The sequence below is a fragment of the Kitasatospora sp. NPDC091257 genome (assembly GCF_044757675.1).
GTDB lineage: Bacteria > Actinomycetota > Actinomycetes > Streptomycetales > Streptomycetaceae > Kitasatospora > Kitasatospora lactacystinica.
Map to the genome: position 1 here is coordinate 1 of NZ_JBIVVI010001802.1, position 1,180 is coordinate 1,180.

The following is a 1,180-nucleotide window of genomic DNA, read 5'->3' on the forward strand; positions in this document are numbered from 1 at the left end:
CGGGAGACGGCGGCACGGGGGGCGGCGGCACGGGAGACGGCCGGGGAGGCGGCCCGGGACGGTCAGCCGCCGACGGCCGATCCGTCCGCGACGGGCCGCCAGGGGGAGAGGTCGACGGCGCTCTGGACGTAGCCGGCCCGGTCCCAACTGCCGTTCGCGTGACGGATGGTGTGGTAGAGCGAGCCGCTGTTGGCGCAGGTCTCGAAGAGCAGCTGCAGCTCGTTGTTCACATTGGCGCCGTCGGCGCCGCACACGTAGAAGGGCTGGGTGAGGATCTGCTGGCCGATGGGCCCCCAACCGGCCCAGTTCCCGTCGGAGTTGCGGATCGTGTGGTAGACGGCGATCTGGCTGTTGTTCACCACGGCGACCTGGTCACCGGGCTGTCGACCAACGGGGCGCTGAGCATCCTGTCCATCGTGGCGGGCGCGGTCCTGCTGGTGGGGGCGGTGATCGGCGGGAACTTCGCGTCCAACCTCAACATGGCGGTGGGCGTGCTGTTCGTCCTGTCCGGTTTCTACGGTCTGACGGTGCTGGAGCGGCCGGAGGCGAACATCCTCAACTTCCGGATGTCGAACGTGCTGTTCGCGTTCATCTTCGGGATCGTCCTGACGACCTTCGGGATGTACGGCCGGGTGAGCAGCCACCTGCCGCACGACAACCCGTTCTGGCGCGAGCGCGTCGAGCACGAGGAGCCGCAGCCGTCCGGGCCGAAGACCTTCGTCAAGGTCCTGCACCCGAACCCGGGGCCGACCCACCCGGTCGGCCACTGAGCGGCGCCGGGTGCCTATGCTCGGCGGCATGAGTGACATCGTCGAGCTCGACCCCGAAGACAAGAAGATCATCACCCTGGCCCGCTCGGCCCGTGCCCGCAACGGCGTCGCCGAGGGGGCCGCGGTGCGTGACGAGACCGGACGCACCTACGTGGCCGGGACGGTCGCGCTGGAGTCGCTGCGGCTGAGCGCCCTCCAGGCGGCGGTGGCGATGGCGGTGGCCAGCGGCGCCAGGTCGCTGGAGGCGGCGGCCGTGGTGAGCGAGGCGGAGCAGCCGGCCGAGGCGGACCTGGCGGCCGTACGGGACCTGGGCGGGGCCGGGACGCCGGTGCTGCTGGCCGGGCCGGACGGGGCGCTGCGGGTGTCCGCCGAGGCTCGCTGAGGCCCGGCGGGGCCCGCTGTGAGGCCCG

Annotated in this window: 3 protein-coding genes; 2 read left to right on the forward strand and 1 reads right to left on the reverse strand. The window is 72.2% G+C overall.

Features of this window, described 5'->3' with window-relative positions:
• Positions 1-62 precede the first annotated feature (62 nt).
• Positions 63-359, reverse strand: coding sequence for a hypothetical protein (locus tag ACIQOV_RS42130; protein ID WP_401056529.1), 297 nt, complete (start codon positions 357-359; stop codon positions 63-65).
• Between ACIQOV_RS42130 and ACIQOV_RS42135 the strand changes: the two genes are divergently transcribed.
• Both ACIQOV_RS42135 and ACIQOV_RS42140 read left to right on the forward strand, forming a co-directional pair.
• On the forward strand, positions 330-770 hold the full coding sequence (locus ACIQOV_RS42135; protein WP_401056531.1) for a DUF4383 domain-containing protein: 441 nt from the start codon (positions 330-332) through the stop codon (positions 768-770). The genes ACIQOV_RS42130 and ACIQOV_RS42135 overlap by 30 nt on opposite strands.
• Positions 771-798: 28 nt before the next feature.
• Complete coding sequence (locus ACIQOV_RS42140; protein ID WP_359903020.1) at positions 799-1,152, forward strand: cytidine deaminase; 354 nt, start codon at positions 799-801, stop codon at positions 1,150-1,152.
• Positions 1,153-1,180 lie beyond the last annotated feature (28 nt).

Excerpts from the sequence above, each read along its gene's own strand:
- ACIQOV_RS42140 (WP_359903020.1), top strand. The coding sequence starts at position 799 with ATGAGTGACATCGTCGAGCTCGACCCCGAAGACAAGAAGATCATCACC.